At 48.3% G+C, this 21,315-nt stretch carries 19 protein-coding genes and 2 pseudogenes; 16 read left to right on the top strand and 5 right to left on the bottom strand.

Going from position 1 to position 21,315, the window contains the following annotated elements; all coding sequences use genetic code 11:
- Positions 1-14: 14 nt before the first annotated feature.
- Positions 15-1,685 carry a DUF11 domain-containing protein gene (locus ACH6EH_RS03750; protein WP_397331171.1) on the bottom strand — a complete coding sequence of 557 codons (1,671 nt, stop codon included), beginning with the start codon at positions 1,683-1,685 and terminating at the stop codon, positions 15-17.
- A gap of 206 nt (positions 1,686-1,891) precedes the next feature.
- On the opposite strand from ACH6EH_RS03750, the gene ACH6EH_RS03745 reads away from it, so the two are divergent.
- The 8 genes from ACH6EH_RS03745 (at position 1,892) to ACH6EH_RS03710 (ending at position 14,373) form a co-directional block, all read left to right on the top strand.
- A complete protein-coding gene (locus ACH6EH_RS03745; RefSeq protein ID WP_397331170.1) occupies positions 1,892-3,007 on the top strand; it encodes a response regulator in 1,116 nt (371 codons plus the stop codon).
- A gap of 43 nt (positions 3,008-3,050) precedes the next feature.
- Positions 3,051-3,434, top strand: a complete 384-nt coding sequence (locus ACH6EH_RS03740) for a hypothetical protein (RefSeq protein WP_397331169.1) — start codon at positions 3,051-3,053, stop codon at positions 3,432-3,434.
- A gap of 211 nt (positions 3,435-3,645) precedes the next feature.
- Entirely contained in the window at positions 3,646-7,068 is a 3,423-nt protein-coding gene (locus tag ACH6EH_RS03735; protein ID WP_397331168.1) for an endo-1,4-beta-xylanase, read from the top strand.
- A gap of 224 nt (positions 7,069-7,292) precedes the next feature.
- A complete protein-coding gene (locus ACH6EH_RS03730) occupies positions 7,293-8,264 on the top strand; it encodes an ABC transporter permease (protein ID WP_138224159.1) in 972 nt (323 codons plus the stop codon).
- An 18-nt stretch (positions 8,265-8,282) separates the two neighbouring features.
- Positions 8,283-9,161 carry a carbohydrate ABC transporter permease gene (locus ACH6EH_RS03725; protein ID WP_138224161.1) on the top strand — a complete coding sequence of 293 codons (879 nt, stop codon included), beginning with the start codon at positions 8,283-8,285 and terminating at the stop codon, positions 9,159-9,161.
- Between the two features lie 121 nt (positions 9,162-9,282).
- Complete coding sequence (locus tag ACH6EH_RS03720) at positions 9,283-10,983, top strand: extracellular solute-binding protein (protein ID WP_138224163.1); 1,701 nt, start codon at positions 9,283-9,285, stop codon at positions 10,981-10,983.
- A gap of 83 nt (positions 10,984-11,066) precedes the next feature.
- The gene (locus ACH6EH_RS03715) at positions 11,067-12,776 is read left to right on the top strand and encodes a sensor histidine kinase (RefSeq protein WP_397331167.1); all 1,710 of its coding nucleotides are present in this window, start codon (positions 11,067-11,069) and stop codon (positions 12,774-12,776) included.
- Complete coding sequence (locus ACH6EH_RS03710) at positions 12,754-14,373, top strand: response regulator (protein ID WP_397331166.1); 1,620 nt, start codon at positions 12,754-12,756, stop codon at positions 14,371-14,373. Before ACH6EH_RS03715 ends, ACH6EH_RS03710 begins: the two co-directional genes overlap by 23 nt.
- Before the next feature lie 86 nt (positions 14,374-14,459).
- Here the strand turns inward: ACH6EH_RS03710 and ACH6EH_RS03705 are convergent.
- Positions 14,460-14,902, bottom strand: a pseudogene (locus tag ACH6EH_RS03705) (transposase); the annotation flags it as partial.
- Positions 14,903-15,140: 238 nt separating this feature from the next.
- On the opposite strand from ACH6EH_RS03705, the gene ACH6EH_RS03700 reads away from it, so the two are divergent.
- The 6 genes from ACH6EH_RS03700 (at position 15,141) to ACH6EH_RS03675 (ending at position 18,572) form a co-directional block, all read left to right on the top strand.
- The gene (locus ACH6EH_RS03700) at positions 15,141-15,815 is read left to right on the top strand and encodes a class I SAM-dependent methyltransferase (RefSeq protein ID WP_397331165.1); all 675 of its coding nucleotides are present in this window, start codon (positions 15,141-15,143) and stop codon (positions 15,813-15,815) included.
- Between the two features lie 170 nt (positions 15,816-15,985).
- Positions 15,986-16,450 carry a hypothetical protein gene (locus ACH6EH_RS03695; RefSeq protein WP_397331164.1) on the top strand — a complete coding sequence of 155 codons (465 nt, stop codon included), beginning with the start codon at positions 15,986-15,988 and terminating at the stop codon, positions 16,448-16,450.
- A 187-nt stretch (positions 16,451-16,637) separates the two neighbouring features.
- Positions 16,638-17,126 (top strand): GyrI-like domain-containing protein, encoded by a 489-nt coding sequence (locus ACH6EH_RS03690; protein WP_138224167.1) that lies wholly within the window; start codon positions 16,638-16,640, stop codon positions 17,124-17,126.
- A 277-nt stretch (positions 17,127-17,403) separates the two neighbouring features.
- Positions 17,404-17,631: a hypothetical protein gene (locus ACH6EH_RS03685; protein WP_208203653.1), complete on the top strand. Its 228-nt coding sequence runs from the start codon at positions 17,404-17,406 to the stop codon at positions 17,629-17,631.
- Positions 17,615-17,884 (top strand): type II toxin-antitoxin system RelE family toxin, encoded by a 270-nt coding sequence (locus ACH6EH_RS03680; protein WP_138224169.1) that lies wholly within the window; start codon positions 17,615-17,617, stop codon positions 17,882-17,884. Before ACH6EH_RS03685 ends, ACH6EH_RS03680 begins: the two co-directional genes overlap by 17 nt.
- A 337-nt stretch (positions 17,885-18,221) precedes the next feature.
- Positions 18,222-18,572 (top strand): DUF3221 domain-containing protein, encoded by a 351-nt coding sequence (locus tag ACH6EH_RS03675; RefSeq protein WP_397331163.1) that lies wholly within the window; start codon positions 18,222-18,224, stop codon positions 18,570-18,572.
- 55 nt (positions 18,573-18,627) lie between these two features.
- Here ACH6EH_RS03675 and ACH6EH_RS03670 read toward each other — a convergent pair whose 3' ends face one another.
- A complete protein-coding gene (locus ACH6EH_RS03670; RefSeq protein WP_138227568.1) occupies positions 18,628-18,744 on the bottom strand; it encodes an IS3 family transposase in 117 nt (38 codons plus the stop codon).
- A gap of 24 nt (positions 18,745-18,768) precedes the next feature.
- Between ACH6EH_RS03670 and ACH6EH_RS20210 the strand changes: the two are divergent.
- Both ACH6EH_RS20210 and bglS read left to right on the top strand, forming a co-directional pair.
- Positions 18,769-18,999 (top strand): annotated as a pseudogene (locus ACH6EH_RS20210) (IS4 family transposase); the annotation flags it as partial.
- A 210-nt stretch (positions 19,000-19,209) separates the two neighbouring features.
- A complete protein-coding gene (gene bglS, locus ACH6EH_RS03665) occupies positions 19,210-19,920 on the top strand; it encodes a beta-glucanase (RefSeq protein ID WP_397331162.1) in 711 nt (236 codons plus the stop codon).
- Between the two features lie 118 nt (positions 19,921-20,038).
- Here the strand turns inward: bglS and ACH6EH_RS03660 are convergent, their stop codons facing one another.
- Complete coding sequence (locus ACH6EH_RS03660) at positions 20,039-20,215, bottom strand: hypothetical protein (protein WP_175415141.1); 177 nt, start codon at positions 20,213-20,215, stop codon at positions 20,039-20,041.
- Between the two features lie 65 nt (positions 20,216-20,280).
- The gene (locus ACH6EH_RS03655; RefSeq protein ID WP_397331161.1) at positions 20,281-21,267 is read right to left on the bottom strand and encodes a dimethylarginine dimethylaminohydrolase family protein; all 987 of its coding nucleotides are present in this window, start codon (positions 21,265-21,267) and stop codon (positions 20,281-20,283) included.
- Positions 21,268-21,315: the final 48 nt, after the last annotated feature.

The raw sequence follows: 21,315 nt of genomic DNA, 5'->3' as shown, positions 1-21,315 counted from the left end.
GGTTTTTTTTGCGATTAAGTGCCCGGTGTGACTGAAAGGCCTCTTAAGATATGCTCAAATCGCTGCAGCAGAACGATTTCCTGGGCACTCAGGGTTTCAAGAGTGGCTTCAACCGAAGAGTTCACCTGGATCAGCTGATTAAAATTAACGAGGGAGGGCGTGATCACAGGAAGGCTGGCGGTTCCGAGCACGGTCTGCAGCTTCTCGGCCTCGGAGTTCATAATATGGGCCTGACTGAGCTCAGCCAGAGCAATGGCAGCCAGGTTAACCGCATAATATTGCTGCAGCGACTGAATCACAAGCGGATTGGAGGCACCGAAGCCAGTAAGGATGGGACCGCCCGGCTCACTTTGAAACTGGAACTCGAACAGCGCCTCATTGACATATTGCCCGGATGGGGGAACGCAAGTGACAACGAGTTGATATTGCACAATAACCGTCTGACCTGGAATAATGGTCCCCAGCGGCAAGTTGGCCGGGGTTGCGCCGGGCTGCGGAACTCCATCGACGATGACACTGTTTGGTACAAAAGAGGTACACTCTGGTGAAGCGTCGAACATGACCACGACGGTGGCATCGGCGGTGCCTGTATTAGTAATCTCCACCGTGTACGTAATGACATCGCCTGGACTGACTACAGAGACGTCTGCGCTTTTAAGTGCTTCAAACCGGGGGGCGTTGACGTCGATTTGCAGCCCGACCCCGTTAATGACATAGGCATCTCCGGAGGTCGTGCCCTGAATGACGGCATCCGTCTGCGCGTTAACCAGCTGGGGGGAGACGTCTATGTTCGTAATGTCATAGCCTTGTCTGCGGCCATCGGCATTGATCCCGAGCGGCTGATTGAGATTGCCGAAGGTGCCGGAGGTGTCCAGGGTTCCATCATCGCCGTTAATTTGGGAAGCAAAAAAATTATCAATCGGGTTATTGGGACCCGACACCGGTGTCAGCGTTCCTACCGTAGGCCCGAACAATAGCTGATCCCCAATCCGGTTGGAATCTCCCTCCAGGGAGCTGACCTGCAGCCGGCCATTAACGGGACCGGTAGTCGGTGTAAAGAAGCCTGAAATGTTAAAGGGTGTACTTCCGGAGCCGATACTGACGAACTCACTGGCTACAAAAATAGACATGTTACGAATAGGCAGCGTCGGATTCTGATAGGCAACCATCAGGGTCCAGCCGCCGGAGTTGGTCGTATTGTTGATGGCAGAGGTCGTAGCCACAATGTCCCCTACCGTATAAGTCCCCACGCCGGCTGCTTGGACAAGGGAAGTTACATTAGCGGAACGGATATATAATACTCCTAAAATAGTAGCGGCTGTAGCAGGATCGAAAGGAATCGAAAAGCTGCCGGCCGGTGTTGTGAACGAGACATTATCGTTAATAAAAGCCGAAAGATCTTGTCCTGCAACATTATAGCTGCCGGACCAGATTAATTCCGCATACAGCACGGTACTCTGTGCGGGCAGCTGCAGCACGGCGCTGGCTGCATTTTCTTGAAAGTTAAGCGTTGTACCCGGAGGGAAATCATTGACCTGGCTCAATGGATTCGGCGTGGCCATAGCCCCGATCGCATCCTGATCTCCTTGATTGTTCGTATTTAGCTGCTTACTGAGCCCGATCGTATTCCCCGTAAAGGTAATAGCACCATTGATGGTCGTGTCAAAACGATTAATGACGGCCAATGTTTACCACACCCCTTCTTGTATACTCTAGCTTATGATGCTTATCTCATGGAGGAGTGGATGTTTGCCAGTATGCAGGCGTGGAAATGCTGCGGATACTGGCAGCGATAGGCATCCCGCTCTCCATCCAGATGCTATAATAATAAGAAACGAATATGCGGCCAGGTGCTGGCAGAGATACGGATCGATGAAGGAGGAGATGCCTTATGCTGAGAGTTGCCCTGCTGGATGATGAAAGGCCGGCTCTGAACGTACTGAGCGGACTCATCCGGTCTATGAAGGGGGTAGAGCTTACCGGTGCGTTCACCAATCCTGCAGAGCTGCTGCAGCAGCTGCAGGAATGCCGGCCTCATCTGGTGCTTCTGGATATCGAAATGCCAGGGATGAACGGTCTGGAGCTGGCAGCTGCGCTATTGGATATGGAGGAGGAGATAGAGGTCATCTTTGTGAGCGCTTACCACCAGTATGCGCTGGAGGCGTTTCGCGTACAGGCGGTGGATTACCTGCTGAAGCCGGTCGATCCTGTGCTGCTGCAGGGCAGTGTGGACCGGGTAATCAGGCGGAAGCTTGGATCAAGACCGGCGGTGGTGGAAGATCAGGAAGGGGCCTCAATTGCATGCCTGGGCGGCCTGGAGCTGCACAAGGCGGGACAGCCCGAGCCGGTCCGGTTTCCGACAGCAAAGGCGGAAGAGCTGTTCGCCTACTTGCTTGTACACCGGAACACGGACGTGTCCAAGTGGACGCTGGGCGATTTGCTATGGCCGGACATCGTGTCGACAGAGAAGGTCAATCATAATCTGCATATGGCCGTCTACCGGATGAAGAAGAGCCTCAAGGACCACGGACTGGCTGTCCGTATTTCCTCACAGCGCGGATTTTACCGGCTGGAGTGTGACGACCCTTGCGATTACATTGCACTGGAGGAGGCAGGACAAGCACCCCAAGTAAACAGGGAGAACGTCAAGGCTTTAACAGAGGCGGTGAAGCTGTATAAAGGGCCGCTTTTTGCAGGCAGGGATTATCCCTGGTGCGAAGGTGAGCGGGAGCGCATGTCCCGCTGCTACAGAGCCTTGTCCAGGAAGCTGGCAGCCTGGCAGACCGGGCAGCACCGGTATCATGAGGCGGTAGAGCTTCTTCTGCCTCTGCTGGAGGAGGCCCCTCTGGATGAAGAAGGGCATGAGGTGCTGCTCAGAGCCTATGACGGATTACAGCAACGGACTTCTTTTATAGCCCATTATGAAAAAATAAAACGCAGCTTCCGAGAGGAGCTGGGGGAGGAGCCGCCCCAAGGTTTGAGGAAGCTATACAGCGACTTGCGGTAACATGAATTGGAAAGGTTGTTTTCAGCCCTCCTTGACATAAATTATGTCTGTTGTTATCAAGAAGCGCAGGCCCATTCCCCAGGAACGGCTGCAGGCGCTCGCCGCTTATTTTGGCGTCGGGGAAGAAGTGCTGGTGGACACCGGCTATTTTGCCAGCCCGTTGACACCGCTGGCGAAAGTTCAGCTGCACATGCTGCTGCTGGATCAGAAGATTGCCCAGCTTGAAGGTGAAGGAGCAGAAGAAGAAGAAGATATCGCACCCTACCGTGACAAGAAGCTTCAGCTGGAGCGGGAGCGAGAGCACGAAATTCGGCTGGGGCGAGTGGCTGAGGCGCTGCAAAGAGACCATGATGGCCGCCTGGCCCTCCTCCTGGACCAGGTCCTGGATGAAGCAGCTGCCAAGAAGACTGAAGGCGTTGAGTCATAAGCTTGGCGAGTAAGTGCTAAAGGTCTATACACAAAAGCAAGCTCAGAGAGTCGTCATCATTCACAGATGACGGCTTTTTCTGATGCCCGCTCGATCTGTTTTTTGCAGCACTGATTTGTTATATGAATCACGTATTTGTTATATAGAGCCGAAGCAGCGCTGGATATAATCAAGATTAAGCTATCGATATACATTCATAAGGAGGATTCCCATGAACAAAGGCAAAGCAAGCATTGCGATTATGCTTACCATCTTGATGATCATGACGATGCTGTCACCCCAGGGCTTGATGAGTCAGGCGGATGCGGACAGCGCTGTAGAAAGGATCAGTACGGATTTTGAGGATGGCACGCTCCAGGGCTGGGTGAAAAGAGGTGAGAATGAGAGCTTAAGCGTCACGAATGACGTGTACTACAGCGGTCAGCACAGTATGCTCGTGGAGGGCCGGCAAAGAACCTATCATGGTCCTATGCTGGATCTGAAGGATCGCCTGCTTCCCAATCAGGATTATCAGATTTCGGTATATGTCCGCCTGAAGGAGGAGCCGCAGGCAAACCAAACCCTACAGCTAACGGTATTTAACAAGTCGGAAAGTGATAACTATGTGGTTCCGGATCAGGTAACCATCACGAAGGAGGAGTGGGAGAAGTGGCACCTGCTGGAGGGAAGCTACCGATACAGCAATGCTCCTTCGGAGCTGTCTCTTTATGTCGAAACGCCATACCGCATGCCAGAGCCCGTGGATACATTGGCTTTTTATGTAGACGAAGCTGTCATCGAGCCTGCTGCTCCTTTAGAGATTCAGGATCTTCCGTCTCTTTATGAGGTGTATGCTAATGATTTCAAGATGGGAGCGGCTGTGTACACCTGGCAGCTGGAGGGCTCCTATGCAGAGCTGTTGAAAAAGCATTTTAACAGCATCACGGCTACCTATGAGATGAAGCCTAAATTTATCTCTTTGGGAGAGGATAAATATAACTTTGAAGTAGCGGATCGCTATGTACAATTTGCAGAAGAGAATAACATGGACATTCGGGGACATGCATTGCTGTGGCATATTGATGCAGCGGAGTGGATGTTTACAGGTCCGGATGGCGAGCCGGCAAGCCGGGAGCTGCTGCTGCAGCGACTCGATGAGTATATTACGACCGTCATGCAGCGCTACAAGGGCAAGATTGATGCGTGGGACGTCGCGAATGAAGTGATAGCCGACAACGGCGGGGATGAGAATGGTCTGCGGATAACACCTTGGTATACACAAATCGGACCTGATTATATTGAAAAAGCGTTTGAGTTCGCGCGCAAAGCGGATCCGGATGCCAAGCTGTACTACAACGACTATTACACAGAGGTTCCGTCCAAGAGAGCGCACATCTATGAGCTGTTAAAAACACTAAAGGAAAAGGATCTGATTGACGGGGTCGGTCTGCAATCTCACCATTTGCTGTATTCTCCTTCTATCGAAGAGGTTGAGAAAACGATCAAGCAATATTCCGAGCTGGGCCTGGATATTCAAATTACCGAGCTGGATGTCGATTCCGGAGTGAGTGTCGATACGCCGTTGCCGGCAGATGTGGAAGCCCGGCAGGGGTATCGGTATTTGGAGCTGATGGAGGTTTACAAGAAATACAGTGAACATATTTCCTCTGTCACCATCTGGGGACTTCAGGATGAGAAAAGCTATAACCGTCATGCGATGCTGTTCGACAAAAATCTAAAAGCCAAGGATGCCTATTGGGGTCTTGCCGATCCTTCCCGTTTGCCGGTCATTCGGCAGGTGTCTGCTGGACTTTTCGGATCGCCAGAGCAGACAGCTCAAGAAGATCCACTATGGAAAAAGGCTGTGAGGTCGCAGCTGTCTGAACAGGATTCGTTGCGTGCTTCGCATCAGATTCTGTGGGATGAAGATCACCTTCATATTAAGGTGGATGTCCAGGACAGCACCGTGAATTCCGGGGATAAGGTGGAGCTGTATTTCAATGAGGCGAACGACGAGTCCGGATCATTGGGGCCGGGTGTCCGGAAGGTAGTGATCCCGCGTTCTAACCCGGGACCAGAAGGAATCACGACAATGGTTAGACCAGGTGCTGCCGGCTATAGCGTAGAAGCAGCCATTCCGTGGTCCACGATAGAGCCTCAGGCCGGCAGTCTGATCGGCTTTGACGTTGTCGTTACAGACGGAAGCGGCTCTACAGTTGCCCCGATTTACTGGAATGATCGAACGCTGCAGCAGGATGATGACACCCGGAACTATGGCCTGATTCGATTGGCCGCCATGCCCAAATCTGTAGAAGCTGTTCATGGATCGGCTGTCATTGATGGCGTAAAAGAAGGTGCCTGGGATCAGGCAGAGCCTATGCTAGTTCAAAAGACGACCGCGCCAAAGAGTGCAACCGCAGAGGCTTGGACGATGTGGAAAGAGAACAGCCTGCTGATCTTCTTGAAGGTCAAAGACCCGCTGCTGCGTGCAGATGCGCCGGAGCCGTGGTTCCAGGATTCTGTAGAGATTTTTCTGGATGAGAACCATCAGAGAACGTCGTACTATCAAGGCGATGACAGTCAATACCGCATCAATATTCGGAATGAGCTTTCCTTTACTGGCGGTGCTTCTGCAGACCGATTGGAAAGTGCGGTGGTTACAACAGACGACGGCTATGATATGGAAGTGAAAATCAAGCTGGGTGCCGTATCTCCACAAGCAGGGCAGTCGATCGGATTTGATCTTCAGATCAATGATGATCAGGGCGAGGGAGTGCGGGCTTCAAGCAAATGGAACGATCCAACAAATGACTCGTGGCAAAATACGTCGCAATTTGGAATTCTGACGTTTGCGGCGCCAGTGCCAACTCCGGCGCCAGTGCCAACTCCGGCACCAGTGCCAACGCCAGCGCCAACGCCAGCACCAGCACCAGCACCAGCGCCAGCACCAGCACCAGCACCAACGCCGGCACCAGCGCCAACACCGGCGCCAACGCCGGCACCGTCCGTGCCGTCTGTCTTCAAGAGCGGTGTGGTGAAGAATGCGGCTGCCAAGATTGACGCTCTTGTTACACGTGTTACAGGCTCGCCAACGCGGGTAACGTTCCAGGACATCACGGATCACTGGGCCGCCAAGACGATCAAGAAATGGGTCCAGCTAGACGTTATTCAGGGCTATCCTGACGGTACCGTCAAGCCGGACAAAGCGGTAACCCGTGCGGAGTTCGTGGCGGTATTGTCCAAGCTTCTGGACGTCACGGGGACACAGCAGGTGTCATTCAAGGATACGAGCAAGCATTGGGCCCAGGCTTCCATTGCCGATTTCGCGGCAGCCGGAATTATTCATGGCTATAAGGACGGCAGTTTCAGACCGAATCAATCCATCACCCGGGAGGAAATGATTGTTATTTTATCCCGAATGATTGATCTGCCGAGCCTTCCGAGCGTCTCAGAGCATGGTGTCTTTCAAGACCTGCAGAACACCTATGCCTCCGAGGCCATCACTCAAGCGGCAAAATCCGGCATTATAACAGGAAAGGGAAATGACAGATTTGCACCCAAGGCGGAGGCTTCACGCGCCGAAGCCATGACCGTGATCTACCGTATGCTTTCTCTGGATCCGGAGATTAAAGCGCTGCTGGAGCAGCTAGACTAGCATTGGTGACAAGTACAGCGCCCCTGTGTGATTGGACCTGGGATTGTGACAGGTTCAGCCGCGCGGGGGCGTTCTTTTGTCGCTGCCGTGTTGTTACCGACCGCGAGGATATCAACAATTTGTTATGAATGCTGTCAATTTATCGTGTATCTGAAACTCCATGGACGATAAGATAAATGTAGAAGAACGGTTCACTACGGTGGGCCCAGAAGGGAAGCATGCTTATGAAACAAACGGAGGTAGTACACAAGCAAGACGCAACCGGGAAGAGCACGGCAGTGGCTGCTTCAACCCGGAAAGGCTCGAAATGGAGAAAGAACATTGTGCTCGATATGATGCTTTTGCCCGCACTCATTCTGACGTTTATCTTCTCATATATTCCGATGGCCGGTTTAGTGATGGCATTTCAAAATTTCAAGCCGGCACTGGGCATGACGGGATCAGAGTGGGTCGGACTGGAGCACTTTGAATTTCTGTTCAGTATCCCGGAGAACGTTCAGGTCATTTGGAACACAGTCATTATCGCCGGACTGAAGATGGTAGCCAACCTGGTCGTTCCCTTCATCTTTGCGCTCCTCTTGAATGAAATTCGCAGAGCGATGTTCAAGAAAGTAGTGCAGACGATCGTGTACATGCCGCACTTCCTGTCCTGGGTGCTGGTCGGCGGAATCCTGATTGATTTGCTCGCGCAGAATGGCGGCCTTGTCAACCAGACACTGACAGCTGTGTTCGGCATAAAGCCAATCTTCTTCCTGGGAGACGGAGACTGGTTCCGCTTTGTCGTCGTAGTCAGTGATGTCTGGAAGGAATTCGGCTTCAACACCATCGTGTTCCTTGCAGCATTGGCTGGCGTCAACCCTGCGCTGTATGAGGCGGCAGAGGTGGACGGAGCGGGGAGATGGCAGCAGACCTGGTCGATCACGATTCCTTCCATGCTGCCGATTACCATTGTGGTAGGAACTCTGGCTCTAGGTAACATTCTGAATGGAGGCTTTGATCAGATTTTCAATCTGTACAATGCCCTCGTCTTCGACAAAGGAGATATTATCGACACCTTTGTTTATCGCTACGGCATTATCGGAGGGAAATTCAGCTTCTCCACGGCGGTCGGTCTGTTCAAATCCATTGTCAGCTTTGTTCTGATTGTAGCCGCTTACCGTATGGCCTATAAACTAGCGAATTACCGCATTTTTTAGAGAGGGGGCCATCAAGACGTGTATCATAAATCCAAGGCTTATCAAACGTTCAATGTGTTCAACATCGTCTTCATGATTGTCATTTCACTTATATGTATCATTCCCTTGGTTCATATTCTGGCGGTTTCCTTCAGCGGCAAGGCGGCAGCGAGTGCGAACCTGGTCAAGCTGTGGCCGGTAGACTTCACCTGGGATGCCTATGTAAAGACCATGGCGAATGAAAACTTTCTAAGATCGATCTGGGTCACGGTTCAGCGTACCGTTCTCGGTACTGTGATAGGGATGCTCATTGTCATTTTTGCAGCGTACCCTTTATCCAAGGAGAACAGCAGCTTTAAACGAAGAAACATCTACATCTGGTATTTTGTATTCACCATGCTGTTCAGCGGAGGCTTAGTGCCTTTTTACATCCTGATCCGAAATCTGGAGCTCCTCAACACGATGTGGGTGCTGATCCTGCCGGGTGCGGTCTCGGTCTGGAACATGATCCTGCTGCTGAATTTCTTTCGGGGAATCCCTAAAGAGATGGAAGAGGCCTCGTTAATTGACGGCGCAGGGCACCTCCGGACACTGATCAGTGTGTACCTGCCCATTTCAACGCCTGCCCTGGCCACGCTTTCTCTGTTTACCCTGGTCGGGCACTGGAATTCATGGTTTGACGGCCTGTTGTTTATGACGGATTACGAGAAATATCCGCTAGCCTCTTATTTGCAGACCGTCATTGTACAACAGGATTTCAGTAAAGTGTCTGTCCGTCCGGAGGATCTGGAGAACATTTCGCAGAGAACGGTGAAGGCGGCCCAGATCTTTATCGGCATGGCACCGATCCTGCTGGTGTATCCGTTTCTGCAGCGGTTTTTCGTAAAAGGGATCGTGCTCGGGGCGGTCAAAGAATAGTCATGCTTGTAACAATCGCCGGATTGGAGGTGAGGGACCGGATTACAGAGTCTCATTTGCACAACATCCTGTACGTGTGTACACATATGAAATGCTCAAGATGAATAAGGGGGTTCCTACCATGGCAAAGAAAATGAAAACCACGATCATGGCTTTACTTAGCACGGTAATGTTATCCAGTACGCTGGCTGGCTGCACCGGTACGAAAGAAGAACAGCCGGAAGAGGCAAGCACGGGTGAAGAGAGCTTCTACTCCGCTCCGTTCGAGAATGGCAAATACACAGAGCCGGTAACCATCTCGACCGTATTCCCGATTCAAAGCAACGTGAAATTCAAGAACGGGGAGAACATCGAGAACAACGTCCACACGAAGTGGGCGAAGGAAACGCTTGGCATTGATATTAAATACCTGTGGACGGTCACCGAGCAGAACAATGCTTATGAAACCAAGCTGCGGCTCATGCTGACCGCCGGCGAAGAGATGCCTGACATTGTTGTCTACCGGGGCAATCCTGCTCTGATTGCAGATTTAATTGATAGCGAGCAGTTTACCGACGCAGGGGAATTATTCGATAAATACGCTTCTGAATCTTATAAGAATGCTATGGCACAGCATCCTGAGGTATGGAATCCGTTAATGCGCGATGGTAAAAGAATGGGTGTTCCGATTCTGGAAAATGCCTACAATAATGATCCTGTCATGTACATCCGGGAGGATTGGCTGAAGAAGCTGAATCTACAGGCGCCAACCAATCTCGCCGAGCTCGAAACCGTCATGGATGCGTTCACGAATCAGGATCCGGATGGAAACGGGAAGAAGGATACCACGGCGCTTTCGGTGGGCTTCAAGAACAACCTGAATACATGGATGTCCGACTCCGGCTGGATCTTCGGAATGTTCGGCGCCATGCCTAACCAATGGAACAAGACGGCAGATAACCAGCTTGCTTACGGATCTGTTCAGCCGGAAATGAAGCCAGCCCTACAGAAGATGCAGGAATGGATGGATAAAGGCTATATTTCTGCCGAATCCGGTCTGTACGATGAAGTGAAAGCAACAGAAGCCTTTACGGCAGGAAAGTCAGGAATTATTGTCGGTCCTTACTGGATGACAGGCTGGCCGCTTCCGGATTTGAAAGCTAACGTTCCGGATGCAGAGTTTAAAGCCTACCCTCTACCGGCAGGACCGGATGGCAAAATTGGACGTCATGGCACGGCCATCAGCAGCGGCGCGGTACTGATTAACAAGGATATGAAGCATAAAGACGCGTTCTTCGTTTACCAGAACTATCTGTTCGATCACTGGGCAAATCCGGAAAGCGAGACCTTCGCGAACGGTTTTGCAAAAGGGTATGACTATGATTTGGGTCCAAACGGCGAAGTATACCGGGAACAGCAGAGCGACCAGATTCCTGGCGGCTGGGTAGATGCCATCCGTTATACACTGACCTTTGATGGTGCGATTGTACCAGACCTGTTAATGAACACCCTGGCGAAGCTTGCAGATGGTGCTGAGCCTACCAATCAGTATGAGAAGGTTCTGTCCGAACGCCTTCCGGAGCAGATTCAAGCTGCCAAGATTGTTGTAGAGCAACAGGATGCTGTGATGCCGGAAATGTTCACGGGTGCCCCAACCGCGACTCAGCTGTCTCGTGGAGACATGCTGGGCAAGCTGGAGAAGGAGATTTTGAACAAAATTATTTACGGCAAATCTCCGGTTGACGAATTTGATACCTTTGTGGAAAAATGGAAATCAAGCGGTGGTGACAAGATCACTGAAGAAGTAAACGCTTGGTACCAGTCGGTTCAAGTTCAACAATAATAGAGGTGCAGGCCAGAGAGGGCAGCCATCCAGGCTGCCCTTCATGCTCTATGTTCATCCTCAAACCTTAGGGGGCGTCAGCTGTGATCACGAAATTGTCCATCTTTCAGAAACTGTTTTACTTTCTTCTGTTTATGGTGGCGATTTTTGTGATCGCTTTCTGGTATATTAACAGCTTAAATCTCAAGGTCATTCAGACCGAAGTGAACAAAAACAAAATGAATGATATGCGGTTTATTACCTCTCAGCTTACGACGCAATTCGAACAGGTGCTGATGAACACCATGACACTATCCCAGGACTCAACGGTGAGAAGCTTCCCCGAGGCGATCAAATCCGGCGACAGATATGCCCGGTACGAAAACAAGATTGCCATTATGGATAAGCTCGCACTGAATTCGGCCTCCACAACCTGGAACAACACGGTGATTCTCTACTATCCCAATGAAAAAGAGATGATCTCCTCGGTGAATTCCTTTTCCTTTAGCAGCTTTAAGCTGCCGGATGACCAATATCATGAATGGACGATCCATATGGAGAATCCGGAAGCCGGCTATTATTCCTATATTATGCGCAGCCCTTTCAGTGTACTTCTGATCGAGGTCAGAATATCGCTGGAGAACATCACGAAAATGGTGGAGCAGTATAATTCGGGAACTCCCTTGCTGTACGATTCCGCCCAAAATACATTTATCACCAAGGATTCAGGGCTTCTTCAGGATGCATATCCGGCGATGGCCCAGCAGATTCAGGGTCTGAGCGGCTCATTTTCCCTCCGGGATCAGGGGACCGCGTACGTGGTGAATTACATGAAATCCGATGAGCTCGATCTTTATTTTATAGACTACCATCCCAAGAGCCAATATACCCAGCAAATTTCCCGCAATAACCAGTATTTTCTTTACGCAGTGCTGATGGTGCTGGGGGGAGTCATCTGCTACACTCTGCTGCTGCGGAAGCAGGTTCAGCAGCCCGTTCAGGCGCTTCGGACCGCGATCAACCGTTTTGATCGTGGAGATCTGTCCAGCCGCGTGGATAGCCTCGATGCCAACGAGTTCTCAGTGCTCGGCAATTCGTTTAATCGAATGGCTGAGAATACGCAAAGGCTGATTGAACAGGTGCTCCTCATCGAGATTGAAGTGAAAGAAGCGAAGCTGCGCCAGTATCAGGCTCAGATCAATCCGCATTTTTTGTTCAATTGTCTGAATTATATACAAAGCAAGGCGAGCGTGAAGGACCATGAGTCGGTGACCGCCATGACCCTGCATCTGGGGTCTTACTGCCGGTACATCCACAAGATCGAGCTGGTGGATGCTACCTTGATGGAAGAGTTTACCTTTGTAAAGCATTTTCTATCCATTGTTCAACTCCGTAAACGTGAAATTGCTTTTGATATTCATATTTCAGAAAGCTTATACGATGAGCGAGTGCCAAGAATGATTCTGCAGCCGCTTGTCGAGAATTGTGTGAAGCATGGCATTGAGCCGGGGATGCAGTCCGGGATTGTGTCAATCCGGACAGAACCGATGAAGCACGGCTTTCAGATTGTCATCGAGGACAATGGAGTAGGGATGACGGAGGAGAGAACACTGGCTATACAGCGGCATATGGATGACGTAATCCCCCAGGACGGCGCTCTGGGTGCGGGCATCCGCAATGTACACCAGCGACTGCGTCTATATTATGGGAAAAATTCCGGGTTGATCATAGAATCCACTCCCTTCAAGGGAACCTGCTACCGGATCCAGATACAGAAAGGAGATGATGAGCATGCTGCAGATTTTATTGGTTGATGACGAGCATTATGTCGTAGACGATTTAACGATCGCCTTTCCCTGGGAGGAGTTCGGCATTGGCAAGGTCCATCAAGCGTACTCCGGCGTCCAGGCTGCACAGATCCTGCAGGAGCATCCTGTAGATATTCTCATTACCGACATCGCGATGCCGGGGATGAATGGACTGGAATTGGTGGGCTTGGTTAAAGAGCATCATCCCCATACCAAGTGTATTCTGCTGACAGGCTTCTCTGATTTTGAATATGCTGTCGAGGCTCTGAAGCATGGGGTGCTGGAGTATCTGGTCAAGCCTCTGGATCAAAGTCAGCTGCGAGCGACACTGCATGCAACCGTGACCAAAATTCATGAGGAGCTGAGCATGGCCGCCTCATTAGATCTTGCAAAGCTGGCTTTCCGAGAACACCTGCCCATGCTGAAGGATAAGCTGCTGAGTGAGCTGGTACAGGGCAAGAAATTCAGGCCGGATGAGCTGGCGGACAAAATGAATCACTATCAGATCTCCATCCACGAGCAGGAGGTTGTTCACTTGGTCCTGGTTCGTTTGGAGGAGCGCTTTACCAACTACGGTTCAGACAGTCAGCTGCTATTTGAATACGCTGTCATTAACATTGCGGAAGAGATTTTTGGTGATAGCTTTGTAGTCTGGCAGTGCCGGGACCCGTACGAATATCTGGTGTTTCTTCTGAAATATAAGGAGGAAGGCAAGGGCCTGTGCCCGGAACAGGTGCTCAAGCAGCTGAACAACAAGGCAGATCAATTGCACTATAACGTGAATGAGTATTTAAAGGGCGGCATTTCGGTCGTTGTATCCAACCCCGGATTATTCACTCAGGATGTGCGCAAGATGTACGAGGATGCTGTGTATGCCCTGAAGCAGCAGGTGGGGAGCCGGCAGGGCTATCTGCTCTCCGTAGGTGGACGTCCCCAGCAGGCGCAGGTACAGCCGTTAAGAATACTGTATGAGCCTCCGACCCTTATTCATCTGCTGGAGACCGGGCAGTGGGAGGGCTATAAGGAACGGCTTGCGCGTATTCAGCAGGAATATGACAGCTGGGAGGGGTGCAGTGAAGAATATTTTGAAGAAATTCGGAGCTTGCTGTTATCTTCCTTTCATTATATTGCCCACAAGAATCAGAAGCTTCTATCCGATCTGGTGGGATATGAACGAATGCATAAGTCCTCGTTTCGCTCAATGGAGCAGCTTATGCGGTGGGGTGAAGAGCTTGCCGAGCTGTTAAAGGACCAGCTGGAGACGGATACGCAAACGAATCAGCAGAAGATCATTCAGGAAATTTCCAGCTTTTTAGATGTGAGCTATGCAAATGCCAGTCTTCAGACTGTCGCGGATCATGTGTCTCTGCATCCCTCTTACGTATCCAGGCTGTTCAAGCAGGTTACAGGGAGCAGCATCAGTGATTATATTCATAAACTGAAGATGGAGCGGGCTTTGGCACAGCTCAGAGACTCGGACGCCAAGGTGTATGAAATCTCCGAGCAGCTCGGCTATTCCAACTCCCAATATTTTATCAAGGTGTTCAAGGACGAATTCGGGATGACACCTCAGGATTATCGTGAAAAAACGGGCGTGAAATAACAAGCTCATTTCATCTTAACTCAACGTTCGCAGCTTAAATTTGGCAGATAATCCTTGATATAACTGGGCGAATCGGCAACCATTGCTGTATTTGTGAACATGTAAGAAGCTTGCATGCCTGTCGAAAGCGCTTGATCGATTATTGCGGGCCACCTCAGGTGCGGGCAGGCGTGCCTCCATCCGTCTTTTGTAGCCGGACGTCCGCTGATCGATACCGTCTATAATTCCATTCACTTGCGACTTGAGCGAAGCCAGCAAGGAGAAGTTGAGGGGATAAACGTGTGCCCATCTGACCAGCCCAGTGTAAGCATTCGAAAACCTTTGTAGTAACAGCCGCTCGCATGGTCCTTACATCTGGAAAGCAATGCAACCGCCTTGCTGCGATTACGTTCAAACATAGAATCATCGACTATAAAGACAGATACCCGATCGGCGCTATGATTTAAGAAACGATACACGGTGTCTTTCCAGGGAACGTTGCTCCCTTACCACTTTCCAGCAAACGAAACCAATTTTTGTGATGAAACAAGTGGTGTTTTTCTATTTCGCAACATGATATTGAATATGTCATTTCTTCAGTTACATCATGCAATTGAGTCGATTTTCGCTCTGCGAAAGTTGAGTATTTAAGTATTGATCTAATTTATTCAGCTACCGGCAGGGGTAGTTCATTGATTTCGCGAATACTTTACATATGGAGTTATTTACGAAGTTCGCAGATATGACGTTAGGTGAAATGGCTGTAAAAAAGCCTTTGGAGGTCACTCATGGGAGTAGATTGGTATAACTCTATCGCTTTACGAAATGGCGGTTATAAAACAAATGCTAAATTTCTAATAGAAGGCATTAATGCCGAAGATATTTATGAACAAGAATTAATTGAACTTCTTCCTAACTTTTGTCAGGTGTTAGATGCAGGTTGTGGTCATGGTGATTTTACAATCAGAATGTCACAATTTGCGAAATCAATTGTGGGACTTGATAATTCGATTGAATTAATAAAAATTGCTAAATCAAATCAAGTGGGAAGAGATAACATTGAATTTGTATTTACCTCAACAAAAGAAGAGTTACCATTCAAAGATGAACAATTTGATCTTATATACGATAGAAAAGGGCCAACATCAATCCTAAATCATAGTCGAATTCTTCGATCTGGAGGGACAGTGTTTGGGATTCATTCAGGCGCACTAGAACTTGTTAAAGAACGACTTCAACAAAATGGTTTTATAAGGATTGAAATTAGAGAATATAAGGAATCGAGAATTATATTCCCTAATAGAAATGAGTATATAAAATTTGTTTCTGATATTCCTGGAAACCCAGATTACAGTGAAGAACGATATAAGGATGAACTGGAAAAAATGATTGATGAAAATACGTTTAACGGAATAATTCAAATAAAAGATTATAAATACATTTGGAAAGCACAAAAGCCTTGAAAGTAATCCAAGAAGCCATCCACATCATCTAACATCATATTAACGCATCTGAAATTCGCCCTCGGTCCCAGAAGTAAATTCGAAGAAGTGGTTGCTGGGACATACCCGGCTTACGCCGGGCGTCGTGAATATGAGAAACGTTATCGGAAATATTAATTCTGGGGGTTCTTATGTTTATCAATGAAGTAGTAAATAAAAGGCAACCAACAGGTATGTTGGCTGCCGTTGTTGGGGCAATAGTTGGGGGAGTGATTGCATCTATAGTCTCTTACACATTAATGATTTTGGATATAAAAGTTCAATTTGTTGATTACGATGCAGCTGCATATGAATTAAAATCAGCCCAATTAAACATTGAAGAAATGTTAAATAATGATGAAAAAACAATACCTCAATATAAGGTTTTGAATATGAACTTAGAATGGAAAGAAGTATTGGTAAATTATAATGATTCAGATTTGTACTTATTATTCAATTTTTTAAACAGACTTGATGATCTTAGACCAGTAATAATGACAGAAAGTGATCTTAACAATAGAATTCGACTTATTAGAGAACATAATATCATCATGGAAAAGATAATTAATGAAGGACTATTTGAAAGTATTATTAAAGAAATTGAGAGTAGAAGCTAAGAAGACAGAATTAATACTACAGACTCACATATTCACGCATCGGGCATTTGCCCTCGGTCCCAGAAGCAAAGTCGAAGAAGTGGTTGCTGGGACACACCCGGCTATGACCGGGCGTCGTGAATATGAGAAACGTTATATGAAAGATTTGCAAACCTATAAAATTATAAAACCATAAAGGAGCTCTGTTATGTCAGTTCAGATTGAAGACAAGGGATCATTTACGGTAATCGGTAAATTAGGACAAGGATTAGCGGCGGAAGGTCCCAAATGGATACCTGCTCTTTGGCAAGAGGCCAATAATGAATTCGGGGAAATTCAGAATTTAGCGAAGACAAATGAAGAAGGAAATCTAGTTGGTCTTTGGGGGGCAATGAGCGATATATCGGAAAGTTTTGAGCGTTGGACCGACCAAGGGAAATATTTAGCAGGTTGCGAGGTATTAGATCATTGCGTTGCTCCGGCAGGATGGACTAAATGGATCATCCCATCGTATAAATATGCTGTTATTCAATGTAATCAAAATACATATCAAAGGGAATTTAAATATATGGTTAATGAGTATCTGCCGAGCAATGGTTATTCGATCGTAGGGGCAGTGCATGAATATTATAAACCAAATGAGACAAATGGGAACCTGTACTTATATTTTCCGATAGAAAGAATACTGGATAAGTAAAGAAGAGCATTATTAAGCAAATTGTAGGAAGGCAAGTCCTTCATATAACACGTATTCACGCATCGGGCTGGCGCCCTCGGTCGCAGACGTGGGTGCGAGGAAGTGGTTGCTGCGACAACGCCCTACGGGAGTTCGTAAATGCCAGAACGTTATAAGAAATTAGCGCAAGTGCTATATTGAATGTGAACTCAGGAAGTGTATAAAATCAACATTTTCTGGAGCGTTCTTATAAATTGGCGTATAATAAGGTAGAGCAATCTAAAGGAGGCTATTACCCATGAGTGCTTCAAAACACGATGATATCGACAATATTTTGGATCATCTGAACGATACGAATAAATTAGTAGCCAAGAGCTTTTTATCTTGGTTACTCGAAAAACAAGCGGATGAAGAAGACGAGTATTTAACAAGCGATGATTTAAAGGCATTAGAAAAAGGTCGAATTGAATATCAGAATGGACAAACAAAATCATTGGAGGACTTGAAGCGTGAGTTCGAAATATAGAGTTGAATTTTCGAATGATGCTGAAAAGACACTTGTAAAACTAGATAAACCAATGATAAGGAGAATTTTTAAAGCCCTGGATCTGTTGTGTAATGATCCATTTGATGCTCCGAATGTAAAGAGAATGAAGGGATCTGAAGAACAAATTTTCAGATTGCGAGTAGGGAATTTTAGAATCATCTATGAAATCAAGGATAAAGAATTAATAATATATGTAGTACGAGTAGGACCAAGAGGAGACGTATACAAATGACATCATGCCCTAACAAAATCTGTTAGGTCATTTGGATTTAATGGAATTTTTGAAGGTTATTCAGGAAGGCAATAACATCTTATAACAACACATTCACGCTGCGTATCTGTCGCTCCTTGTTCCAGTCGAAGTAGAAGAAGTGGATTCTAAGAAGTAAACTCAATGCATGGAAGTATAATCAGCCAGACAACCCTGGCATGGAAACGTAAAAAGTATCCTCTAATCCGATGTATCCCAGAGCCTGACAACGAAATTTAGTATGAATTTGATAGCAACATTCTATAGGGGAAAACCGTCAATTATTGAGGAAGGTACAACAGTTTTAGGAGGAATATGAATGAAAAGGTGGAGTTTGCTTGTATTACCTTGTCTTTTCTTGTTTATTGTTAGTTGCTCTGGAAATGAATCAATCAATCCTGAGAAATGGGATCGTTCAAGTGGCTATGTGATTGCAAAAGAAGACCAGAAAATATTGGTGGTCAGGCATAAACCTGAACTTGAAACTGGCAACATGTCAGTATCAGAACTTCTCAAACAAAACCAACCTGATGCAATTTGGATAACGCTCAAAAATCCAGAAGTGTATGACACTATAGCAATAGGTGATAATGTGGAGTTAGGTATTGAAGGAGTAATTAAAAACTCCTATCCCGCCCAAGCCAATGCTACCGTAAAAGTCAAGAACTAGTGTCATTTAAAATTTTAAAAAACGCTTTTGTGGATTGCTTTGGTCAAGCCCCCATTTAGTAGACATTGAAAAAGCCCTGGGCTGCAAGCTGGTGCCGGTACTCAACCGGCGTCAGCTTATTTAGTTTTCTCTGTGCTCTTCCCTTGTTATAAAAGTGAATGCATTCCTCAATTCTCCTTTATGCTTCTTCAATGCTTCTCGATCCATACTACTGGATTGGCAACAGCGGCAGAGTACCGACAACGACACCTTAGGTGATTTATTTCATCTGTTCTACGACGAAGTCAGCCAACTGGATTGGGCCGTAGCTTTACAGCAGCTCATTCAAATTCATGAAGATATGGCTAAGAAATCAAATAAGAACATGACAAAAGTCATTCAATCACAACTACAGCAATGGATTACCGATTTGCCCAGTTATATCTGACAAATTTGAGCTGCAAAAGTTGAGATCTCAAGATCAGAGTCCCCTTAACAAATCGTCATGAAAGTAAACTTCTTGTTATAGAAAGCGTCTTCAAACAGGGATACAATTAGCTTGCATCTAACCTAACCATAGGAAGGGGGCACAGTGAAGCCATTCAGCTGCGTGCATGTCAGGAAAAAAATACAGATTGGGAAGGTGAGCAAATTGCAAATGAAAAAAAGATGGATTGCCCTTTGTTCTTCACTGGTTCTGCTGGCTTCATTGGCGGGTACGGCTTTTGGAGCGACCTCATTATGGGAGCCTTTGACCTCGCATAATTCACAGAAGTGGGAGAAAGCCGATGGATGGTCTAACGGGGCTATGTTCAACTGTACCTGGCGGGCAAAGAATGCAACGTTTACGAGTGACGGAAAGCTTCGTCTAGCACTTACAAGCCCTTCTACAAATAAATACGATTGCGGAGAGTACCGCTCTACGGCTAAATTCGGTTACGGGCTGTACGAGGTCAGCATGAAGCCTGCCAAGAACACCGGAGTTGTTTCTTCCTTCTTTACTTATACGGGCCCGTCAGATGGTACACAATGGGACGAAATCGATATTGAATTCTTAGGCAAGGACACGACGAAGGTACAATTTAATTATTATACCAATGGCGTGGGCGGTCACGAGAAAGTAGTGGATCTTGGCTTTGATGCCTCCAAGAGCTACCACACCTATGCTTTTGACTGGCAGCCAGGCTCCATTACATGGTACGTGGATGGAGTGAAGAAGCACACCGCGACCTCCAATATTCCGAAGACTCCAGGGAAGATCATGATGAACCTTTGGAACGGTACCGGGGTAGACGGCTGGCTGGGACCCTACAATGGAGCTAATCCATTATACGCTTACTACGATTGGGTTAAATATACGGGCAACTAGGTTGGTTGCTCACCAAAAAGCGGCCGTTCCCGGCCGCTTTTTGGTGCTTGCTTAGATCAGCTGATAGCTTCAGTATCAGCCTCGCCAGCGCAGTGCTAACGCAGGCCCTGCAAGCTAGCTAGCGATAATTGCCGCCTTCGCTCTCCTTGTATTTACCGTTCTGGTCGTGCAGGGATTGCTTCCTGCGGTCGTTGCGGGCCTGTTGCTGCTGCTGCGCCTCCAGGCTGTTCACGGGAGTGTGCTCCAGCTCTTTTACCGTGTTGACCAGGTTTTTGTCCGGATGCTCTGTATTCACAGTAAGCCGCCTCCTTCGCTGCGTCAAAATAGGGTGCAAGGTAGTATTTGCCGACTGCACCGCCGCTATACGTAATCCCGCATGAGCGGGAGAATACAGCAATGAATGCCGCCGCCCAATTTGTGAATTTCCGAGACGTCGACAGGGATCGCTTCCACGCCATTCCGGGATAGCAGCTCCAGGGTACGGACTCCGCTCTTGGAGCACAGCACCTGACCGGGCGAGAGGGCGAATACATTGATACTCAGCATGGGGTCCTGGGGGTGCACCTGCAGCAGCTCAAAGCCCCGCTGCTGTAGCTCATCCAGAAACCAGAATGGCAGTACAGCAATGTTCACTAGAGCTTTCTGATGATCCACAATCACAAAGGCTTCATCCAGATGAATGATGGAAGCCGGCAACTCTAAGGTCATCAGTTCGATGTCCTGCAGTGAGAGCAGCTGCTTCACCTGGTGAATGCCGTCAGCATTGACGCGTTCCGAACGGCCGATGACCGCGGTCCTGTCATCCAGCATCGTGAAGCTGCCCCCCTCTGCGAGCCCTTTTCCCTGTATCATGCCGAGAATTGGCATTCCGGCCCGGTTAAGTGTGGAAGCGAGGAGGGGAGTCTCCCCATGACGGACATGGAGCGCAGGTCTGGACAGTATGATGCCGCCTGGCACCACCATGCCTCCATCCCGGGTGAATATCGCTTCGGGAAAATGCTCTACCGTGCCTTCCAGACCCAGCACTTCGACACCGTGCTGCTTCAGGACAGCGGCCAGATGGTCATGCTGCTCCTGCAGCACGCTCAAGTCAACAGACTGTACAGGACTATTCTTGGGCAGACAGCCTTGAATATGCTGCAACAGCAGCGGCCCGGATTCGATCGCCCCGCTGTTCTCATCCAGCAGCAGAACTTCGTGTCCGGGACGATGCATGAGCACTTGCCGAATGGCACCGACCGGACTTCTCATGCCCCAAGGCTTGCCCCATACCGATTGCAGCAGAGGCGGGTGTTGAAACGGTTCTTGTACCAGCTTGCGTGACAGCGAGAAAAAGTTCTGTTGCATAGGCAGCTCCTTTGATTAGAAGAATGGCACCACAAGGCGGTCCTGTTT

Origin of the sequence: Paenibacillus sp. JSM ZJ436 (assembly GCF_044383795.1) — a bacterium.
In the GTDB taxonomy this organism is placed as follows: Bacteria; Bacillota; Bacilli; order Paenibacillales; family Paenibacillaceae; genus Paenibacillus_AQ; species Paenibacillus_AQ algicola.
This window is presented reverse-complemented; position numbering and strand designations above follow the sequence as displayed.

What these genes read in the sequence shown, in the direction of transcription:
- ACH6EH_RS03700 (WP_397331165.1), top strand. Translation starts at nt 15,141, where the DNA reads ATGGGAGTAGATTGGTATAACTCTATCGCTTTACGAAATGGCGGTTAT.
- ACH6EH_RS03710 (WP_397331166.1), top strand. Translation starts at nt 12,754, where the DNA reads ATGCTGCAGATTTTATTGGTTGATGACGAGCATTATGTCGTAGACGAT.
- bglS (WP_397331162.1), top strand. Translation starts at nt 19,210, where the DNA reads ATGAAAAAAAGATGGATTGCCCTTTGTTCTTCACTGGTTCTGCTGGCT.
- ACH6EH_RS03690 (WP_138224167.1), top strand. Translation starts at nt 16,638, where the DNA reads ATGTCAGTTCAGATTGAAGACAAGGGATCATTTACGGTAATCGGTAAA.
- ACH6EH_RS03720 (WP_138224163.1), top strand. Translation starts at nt 9,283, where the DNA reads ATGGCAAAGAAAATGAAAACCACGATCATGGCTTTACTTAGCACGGTA.
- ACH6EH_RS03695 (WP_397331164.1), top strand. Translation starts at nt 15,986, where the DNA reads ATGTTTATCAATGAAGTAGTAAATAAAAGGCAACCAACAGGTATGTTG.
- ACH6EH_RS03685 (WP_208203653.1), top strand. Translation starts at nt 17,404, where the DNA reads ATGAGTGCTTCAAAACACGATGATATCGACAATATTTTGGATCATCTG.
- ACH6EH_RS03745 (WP_397331170.1), top strand. Translation starts at nt 1,892, where the DNA reads ATGCTGAGAGTTGCCCTGCTGGATGATGAAAGGCCGGCTCTGAACGTA.
- ACH6EH_RS03730 (WP_138224159.1), top strand. Translation starts at nt 7,293, where the DNA reads ATGAAACAAACGGAGGTAGTACACAAGCAAGACGCAACCGGGAAGAGC.
- ACH6EH_RS03655 (WP_397331161.1), bottom strand. Translation starts at nt 21,267, where the DNA reads ATGCAACAGAACTTTTTCTCGCTGTCACGCAAGCTGGTACAAGAACCG.
- ACH6EH_RS03735 (WP_397331168.1), top strand. Translation starts at nt 3,646, where the DNA reads ATGAACAAAGGCAAAGCAAGCATTGCGATTATGCTTACCATCTTGATG.
- ACH6EH_RS03740 (WP_397331169.1), top strand. Translation starts at nt 3,051, where the DNA reads ATGTCTGTTGTTATCAAGAAGCGCAGGCCCATTCCCCAGGAACGGCTG.
- ACH6EH_RS03675 (WP_397331163.1), top strand. Translation starts at nt 18,222, where the DNA reads ATGAAAAGGTGGAGTTTGCTTGTATTACCTTGTCTTTTCTTGTTTATT.